This window comes from Kitasatospora sp. NPDC041917, assembly GCF_055589745.1.
The window spans coordinates 1-7641 of record NZ_JBVJBI010000014.1 but is presented as its reverse complement, the minus strand read 5'-3'; the positions used below and the strand labels follow the sequence as shown (position 1 = coordinate 7641).

Below are 7641 nucleotides of genomic sequence, written 5' to 3'. Positions count from 1 at the left end.
CAATACCCTGGCCAGTCGCAACAACCTTGCCGGCGCCTACCAGGCGGCTGGGGACTTCGAGCGTGCCATCCTCCTGTTCGAGACCATGATCGCCCAATGCGAACAGGTTCTCGGTGACACTCACCCCAACACCCTGGCCAGTCGCGGCAACCTTGCCGGCGCCTACCAGGCGGCTGGGGACCTTGAGCGTGCCATTCTCCTGCACGAGGCCACCCTCGCCCAGCGCGAACAGGTTCTCGGTGACACTCACCCCGATACCCTCATGAGTCGCAACAACCTTGCCGGCGCCTACCAGGCGGCTGGGGACCTTGAGCGAGCTATCCCCCGGCACGAGGCCACCCTCGCCCAATGCGAACAGGTTCTCGGTGACACTCACCCCGACACCCTGATCAGTCGCGGCAACCTCGCCTACGCCTACCAGGCGGCTGGGGACTTCGAGCGAGCTATCCCCCTGTACGAGGCCACCCTTGCCCAGCGCGAACAGGTTCTCGGTGACACTCACCCTGACACCCTCATGAGTCGCAACAACCTTGCCGGCGCCTACCAGGCGGCTGGGGACCTTGAGCGAGCTATCCCCCTGTACGAGGCCACCCTCGCCCAGCGCGAACAGACTCTGGGCGACACCCACCCCAAAACTCTGATCAGTCGCAACAACCTCGCCGACGCCTACCAGGCGGCTGGGGACCTTGAGCGAGCTATCCCCCTGCACGAGGCCACCCTCGCCCAGCGCGAACAGGTTCTCGGTGACACTCACCCCAACACCCTGGCCAGTCGCGGCAACCTTGCCGGCGCCTACCAGGCGGCTGGGGACCTTGAGCGTGCCATCCCCCTGTTCGAGGCCACCCTCGCCCAGCATGAACAGACCCTGGGTGACACTCACCCCAAAACTCTGATCAGTCGCAACAACCTTGCCGGCGCCTACCAGGCGGCTGGGGACCTTGAGCGTGCCATCCCCCTGTTCGAGGCCAACCTCGCCCAGCATGAACAGGTTCTCGGTGACACTCACCCCAATACCCTGATCAGTCGCAACAACCTCGCCAACGCGATCTACGAACGAGACAAACCCTCCACTGCTTCGTGAACACCGACCGTCCTTCGTCAGGTCCATAGGGCAGTCATAAACCTCAAGTTGAGTTACGGACTGCGAGCATCCGGCTTCGAGGATGCCCGTCACCTGAGCCGTAGTTGCCGAGATGGAGCCCCGCTGCGAGCGCGCAGGTTCACGTGGGCACGTGGCCTGCCCGCATGACCGTGAGTGAGGCGTGGGGCCGGGGCACTGGCGGCGCTCGGCGGGTGGCGCGTCGAGGTGTGACGTGAAACACGAAGGGCCGGGGGCGGGGCGAGTAGCGAAGTCGCAGTCCGCCCCCGGCCCTTCGGCGCGCTCTCAAGGTGGTCCGATTGAGGGTCGCTCGGACCATGATCCGGACCGGTGGCGGACCAGATCCGGTCCGTGGGCAAGAGTTGCCAGGTCAGAGCGCCCCTGGTCGGCGGCCTGTAAATCTGTCGCGCAAGCTACGCAGGTTCGAACCCTGCACCAGCCACAGGATAGAGAAACAGCCCCCGATCTGCGGAAACGCGGATCGGGGGCTTTTCGTCGTGTTCCGGCGGTTCCGCGGGGGCGGGGCCGGTCGGGCTACTTATTGCACATTGCTTGCAATTACGGGTGGCAGGCAGCAGAGTGGGGGCCGGGGGTGGGAGTCCTTCGACAGAGCTGATCGTCTTCCCAGCCGGCGACCGCCGGGACAACGGCTCGCCCCACCCCCGCCAACAGCCACCGGACGGGGCCGGCGCGGCGCGGCCGCCGCGTCAAGGGCGCGTCAAGGCCGCTCGTGGCGGCGTCAGGAACGCGTAGGGCCCGCCGGGGCGGCGGGTGCGCGGACCGCAGGATCGGACCAACTACCGACTGCGGAGGTCCGTCCGATGTCCAGCGCCACCACCCCGGCCGTGACGGCCGAACCCGAGCCGCCGGACACCGGTACGGGCGACGAGCGGCACCGGCTCAGCGCGCTCGGCGGGCTGGCCGCGCTCTCGCTGGACGCCATGGCCTCGGTCGCGTACGGGCCGGAGTCGATCGTGCTGGTGCTCGCCGCCGCCGGGGCGTACGGACTGGGCTTCACGCTGCCGGTCACCGCCGCGATCGCCCTGCTGCTGGCGGTGCTGGTCGCCTCCTACCGGCAGGTGATCGCGGCCTTCCCGGACGGCGGCGGCTCCTACGCGGTGGCCAAGGCGCACCTGGGCCGCCGGACCGCGCTGACCGCGGCCGCCTCGCTGGTCGTCGACTACGTCCTGAACGTCGCGGTCTCGGTCACCGCCGGCGTCGCCGCGCTCACCTCGGCCGTCCCGGGCCTGTACGACGACCGGGTCTGGCTCTGCCTGGGCGTGCTCGCGCTGGTCACCGCGGTGAACCTGCGCGGGATCGCCGAGTCGGCGCGCTGGTTCATGGCGCCGACCGCCGTCTTCGTGCTCTCCATCCTGGCGATCGTCGTGGTCGGGCTGTTCCGGGACGGCCCGGCCAGCACCGCGGCCGCCGCCGGCCACGCCTCGGCGCTCGCCGAGAACGCCACCGCCGTCGGCGCGCTGCTGCTGCTCAAGGCCTTCGCGGCCGGCTGCTCCGCGCTGACCGGCGTGGAGGCGGTGGCCAATGCCGTCCCCTCCTTCCGCACCCCGCGGGTCAGGCGCGCCCAGCACACCGAGGTCGCGCTCGGTGCCCTGCTCGGCGTGATGCTGATCGGGCTGGCCGTGCTGATCGGCCGCTTCCACCTCCAGCCGGTCGAGGGCGTCACGGTGCTCGCCCAGCTCGCCGACGCCTCGCTCGGCCACGGGTTCGGCTTCTACGTCGTCCAGTTCGCCACCGTGGTGCTGCTCGGGCTCGCCGCCAACACCTCCTTCGGCGGGCTGCCGGTGCTGCTCGACCTGCTCGCCCGGGACAACCACCTCCCGCACGTGTTCGCGCTGCGCGCCGACCGCCAGGTGTACCGGTACGGCGTGCTGTTCCTGGCCGCGGTGTCGGCGGTGCTCCTGGTCGGCTCCGGCGGGGACGTCAACAGCCTGGTGCCGCTGTTCTCCATCGGCGTGTTCGTCGGCTTCACCGTCTGTCAGGTCGGCATGGTCCGGCACTGGCTGCTGCACCGGCCGTCCGGCTGGCGGTGGAAGGCCGCGCTGAACGGTTTCGGCGCGCTGCTCACCGGCGTCGCGGCGCTGGTCGTCACCGGCACTAAGTTCACCGAGGGCGCCTGGGGCATCGTGGTGGCGCTGCCGCTGCTGGTGGTGCTGTTCGAGGCGGTCCACCGCAGCTACGCGCGGATCGGCGAGCGGCTGGAGCTGGGCCGGGTGCCCGGCCCGGTGACCAGGCAGCGCAGCCTGGTCGTCGTCCCGGTGACCGCGATCACCCGGCTGACCCGGGACGGCCTGTCGGCGGCGCTCTCGCTCGGCGACGAGGTGATGGCGGTGACGGTGGTGCACGAGCCGGCCGCCGCGGAGGCGCTGCGCCGGGACTGGGAGCTGTGGCGTCCGGGCGTGCCGCTGGTGGAGATCCCGGACGTCCACCGCCGGCTGGGCCGGCCGATCGCCGACTTCGTCAACGAGCTGGGGGCGGAGCACGCCTACGACCGGCTGACCGTGCTGATCCCCGAGGTGGAGCCGGCCCGCTGGTGGCAGCGGGCGCTGCAGAACCGGCGCGGCGCCGTGATCGACCGTGCCCTGCGGCGGCACACCGACGCGGTGGTCTGCCGGCTGCGCATGCGGATGTGACCAGGAGCGGGGGAGGACGGCCCCGGACGGCAGACCGCCGTCCGGGGCCGCTCCGTTTCCCGGCACGGTCCCGGCACGTTCCCCGCACGGCGAGGCACGGCGAGGCACGGCGAGGCACGGCGAGGCACGGCGAGGCACGGCGAGGCACGGCGACGCCCGACGACGCCCGACGACGCACGGCGAGGCCCGACGAGTACCGACGAGGACCGCCGCCGCACCGCCGCCCGCCCCCGCCGGATCTCGGCCCGATCACGACGGTCTCGGTCCGGTGAAGCGCCCGTCAAGGCCGCGTCAACGTCGCGCCGTCACCCGTATGGAGGGCGTCAGGGCCCCATAACGCGCCCCTGACGGCTGGTTTGCTGCATCTGCCGGTCGTCCGCCGGCGCCGCGCGAGCCCTTCCGGCCCAGGTCGCGGCATCTCCCGAACCACTCTGGTGGAGCCCATGTCCGATCTCATCTACGTCGGTGTCACGGTCGCCGTGTTCGCCGTCATCGCCCTGATCGCGCGGGGGGTGGAGAAGCTGTGAGCGCCGAGAACATCGCTGGTCTGATCGTGGCCGTCGCCCTCGTCGGCTATCTCGTCGTCGCGCTGATCTACCCGGAGAAGTTCTGACATGAGCTCCACTCTCGCGGGCTGGCTCCAGGTCATCGCCCTCGTCGGCGCGCTGGCCCTGTGCTACCGCCCCCTCGGCGACTACATCGCCAAGCTCCTCACGTCCGCCAAGCACCTCGGAGTCGAGCGCGGCATCTACAAGGTGATCGGCGTCGACGGCGACGCCGATCAGCGCTGGCCGGCCTATCTCCGCTCGGTGCTGGCCTTCTCCGCCGTCTCCGTCCTCTTCCTCTACGGCCTGATCCGCCTCCAGGGCTACCTGCTGCTGAACCTGGGCGTTCCGCAGATGGAGGGCCACCAGGCCTGGAACACCGCGATCTCGTTCGTCGCCAACACCAACTGGCAGTCCTACGGCGGCGAGTCCGCGATGGGCCACCTGGCGCAGATGGCGGGCCTGGCGGTGCAGAACTTCGTCTCCGCGGCCGTCGGCATCGCCGTCGTCGCCGCGCTGATCCGGGGCTTCACCCGCAACAGGACGGACCGGGTCGGCAACTTCTGGGTGGACCTCACCCGGATCAGCCTGCGCCTGCTGCTGCCGATCTCGATCGTCTTCGCCCTGGTCCTGGCCGCCAACGGCGTGATCCAGAACTTCCACGGCTTCCACGAGGTCACCAACCTCGCGGGTGACGTCCAGAAGATCCCGGGCGGCCCGGTGGCCTCCCAGGAGGTCATCAAGCTGCTCGGCACCAACGGCGGCGGCTTCTTCAACGCCAACTCGGCGCACCCGTTCGAGAACCCGACCGGCTTCACCAACCTGGTCGAGATCTTCCTGATCCTGCTGATCCCGTTCGCGCTGCCGCGGACCTTCGGCCGGATGGTGGGGGACAACCGCCAGGGCTACGCGATCGTCGCCGTGATGGGCCTGTTCTGGGTCGCCTCGGTGGCCCTGCTGACCTTCGCCGAGTCGCAGCACCAGGGCAGCGCCCTGCAGGCCGCGGGCGCCGCGATGGAGGGCAAGGAGCAGCGCTTCGGCATCGCCGCCAGCTCGCTGTTCGCCGCCTCGACCACGCTGACCTCGACCGGTGCGGTGAACTCCTTCCACGACTCGTACACGCCGTTCGGCGGCGGGCTGACGGTCTTCAACATGATGCTGGGCGAGATCGCGCCCGGCGGTGTGGGCTCCGGCCTGTACGGGATGCTGGTGCTCGCGGTCGTCGCGGTGTTCGTCGCCGGCCTGATGGTCGGCCGCACCCCCGAGTACCTGGGCAAGAAGCTCGGCGGCCGGGAGATGAAGTTCGCCTCGCTGTACATCCTCACCACGCCGACGATCGTGCTGGTCGGCACGGGCGTGGCGATGGCCCTGCCGGGCGAGCGCGCCGGGATGCTCAACTCGGGCGCCCACGGCTTCTCCGAGGTGCTGTACGCCTTCACCTCGGCCGCCAACAACAACGGTTCGGCCTTCGGCGGCATCACCGTCAACACCGACTGGTACGACACCGCGCTCGGTCTGGCGATGATCTTCGGTCGTCTGCTGCCGATCGTCTTCGTCCTGGCGCTGGCCGGCTCGCTCGCCCAGCAGCAGCCGGTCCCGGCCACCCCGGGCACCCTGCCCACCCACAAGCCGCTGTTCGTGGGCCTGCTGTCGGGCGTGATCCTGATCGTCGTCGGCCTCACCTACTTCCCGGCCCTGGCTCTCGGGCCGATCGCGGAAGGTCTGTCCTCCTGATGTCCACCTCTACGCTCAACCCCGCACCGGCCGACAAGTCGGAGCCCGCCGCGCCGCACAGAGTGGCGAGCGGCCTGCTCGACCCGAAGCTGATCCTCGCGTCCCTGCCGGACGCGGTGAAGAAGCTCGACCCCCGGGTGATGATCAAGAACCCGGTGATGTTCGTCGTCGAGGTCGGCTCGGTGGTCACCACGGTCTCCGCGATAGCCGACCCGTCCGTGTTCGCCTGGGCCATCACCGTCTGGCTCTGGCTCACCACGGTGTTCGCGAACCTGGCCGAGGCCGTGGCCGAGGGCCGCGGCAAGGCCCAGGCCGACACCCTGCGCAAGACCAAGACCGAGAGCGTCGCCCGCCGGCTCACCGACTGGCCCGCCACCCGGGCCGAGGAGGAGGTGCCCGGCACCGCGCTGAGGCTCGGCGACCACGTGGTGGTCGAGGCCGGCCAGATCATCCCCGGCGACGGTGACGTGGTCGAGGGCGTCGCCAGCGTCGACGAGTCGGCGATCACCGGCGAGTCCGCGCCCGTCATCCGCGAGTCCGGCGGCGATCGCAGTGCCGTCACCGGCGGCACCAAGGTGCTGTCCGACCGGATCGTGGTGAAGATCGCCTCGGAGCCCGGCAAGTCGTTCATCGACCGGATGATCGCCCTGGTCGAGGGTGCCGCCCGGCAGAAGACGCCGAACGAGATCGCGCTCAACATCCTGCTGGCCTCGCTGACCATCGTCTTCCTGGTCGCGGTCGTGACCCTCCAGCCGATGGCCACCTACGCGGGCGCCCCGCAGTCGATGATCGTCCTGGTCGCCCTGATCGTGGCGCTCATCCCGACCACCATCGGCGCGCTGCTCTCCGCGATCGGCATCGCCGGCATGGACCGGCTGGTGCAGCGCAACGTGCTGGCGATGTCCGGCCGCGCCGTCGAGGCCGCCGGCGACGTCAACACCCTGCTGCTCGACAAGACCGGCACCATCACCCTGGGCAACCGCCAGGCCGCCGAGTTCCTGGCCGCCCCGGGCGTGTCCACCGACGAACTGGCCAGCGCCGCGCAGCTCTCCTCGCTCGCGGACGAGACCCCGGAGGGCCGCTCGATCGTGGTCCTCGCGAAGACCGAGTACGGTCTGCGGGCCCGTGCCCAGGGCGAGCTGACCCACGCCACCTGGGTGCCGTTCACCGCCCAGACCCGGATGTCGGGGGTGGACCTGGACGAGGCCGAGGGCGTCCACCAGGTCCGCAAGGGCGCGGCCGGCTCGGTCTCCAACTGGGTGACCGAGAACGGCGGTTCGGTCGGCGACGAGGTCGCCACCCTGGTCGACGGCATCTCCGCGGCCGGTGGCACCCCGCTGGTCGTGGCCACCAAGGTCGGCAGCGGGCCGGCCCGCGTCCTCGGGGTCATCCACCTCAAGGACGTGGTCAAGGAGGGCATGCGGGAGCGCTTCGACGAGCTCCGCCGGATGGGCATCAAGACCATCATGATCACGGGCGACAATCCGCTGACCGCCAAGGCGATCGCGGAGGAGGCCGGCGTGGACGACTTCCTCGCCGAGGCCACGCCCGAGGACAAGATGGCCCTGATCAAGAAGGAGCAGGAGGGCGGCAAGCTGGTCGCGATGACCGG

At 70.4% G+C, this 7641-nt stretch carries 5 protein-coding genes; all 5 read left to right on the top strand.

Annotation, left to right across the window (positions count from 1 at the left end; translation table 11 throughout):
- Positions 1 to 1081 (top strand): tetratricopeptide repeat protein (locus ACZ6EM_RS18890; protein WP_465772801.1); only part of this gene is annotated, 1081 nt, incomplete at its 5' end.
- A gap of 839 nt (positions 1082 to 1920) precedes the next feature.
- Entirely contained in the window at positions 1921 to 3750 is a 1830-nt protein-coding gene (locus ACZ6EM_RS18885; RefSeq protein WP_465772800.1) for an APC family permease, read from the top strand.
- Between the two features lie 523 nt (positions 3751 to 4273).
- Positions 4274 to 4363, top strand: a complete 90-nt coding sequence (kdpF, locus tag ACZ6EM_RS18880; RefSeq protein WP_097237446.1) for a K(+)-transporting ATPase subunit F — start codon at positions 4274 to 4276, stop codon at positions 4361 to 4363.
- Position 4364: 1 nt separating this feature from the next.
- Positions 4365 to 6029: a potassium-transporting ATPase subunit KdpA gene (gene kdpA / locus ACZ6EM_RS18875; protein ID WP_359897559.1), complete on the top strand. Its 1665-nt coding sequence runs from the start codon at positions 4365 to 4367 to the stop codon at positions 6027 to 6029.
- Positions 6029 to 7641, top strand: a 1613-nt coding sequence (kdpB, locus tag ACZ6EM_RS18870; protein WP_465772799.1) for a potassium-transporting ATPase subunit KdpB, incomplete at its 3' end; no start/stop codon positions are given. The genes kdpA and kdpB, both read left to right, overlap by 1 nt.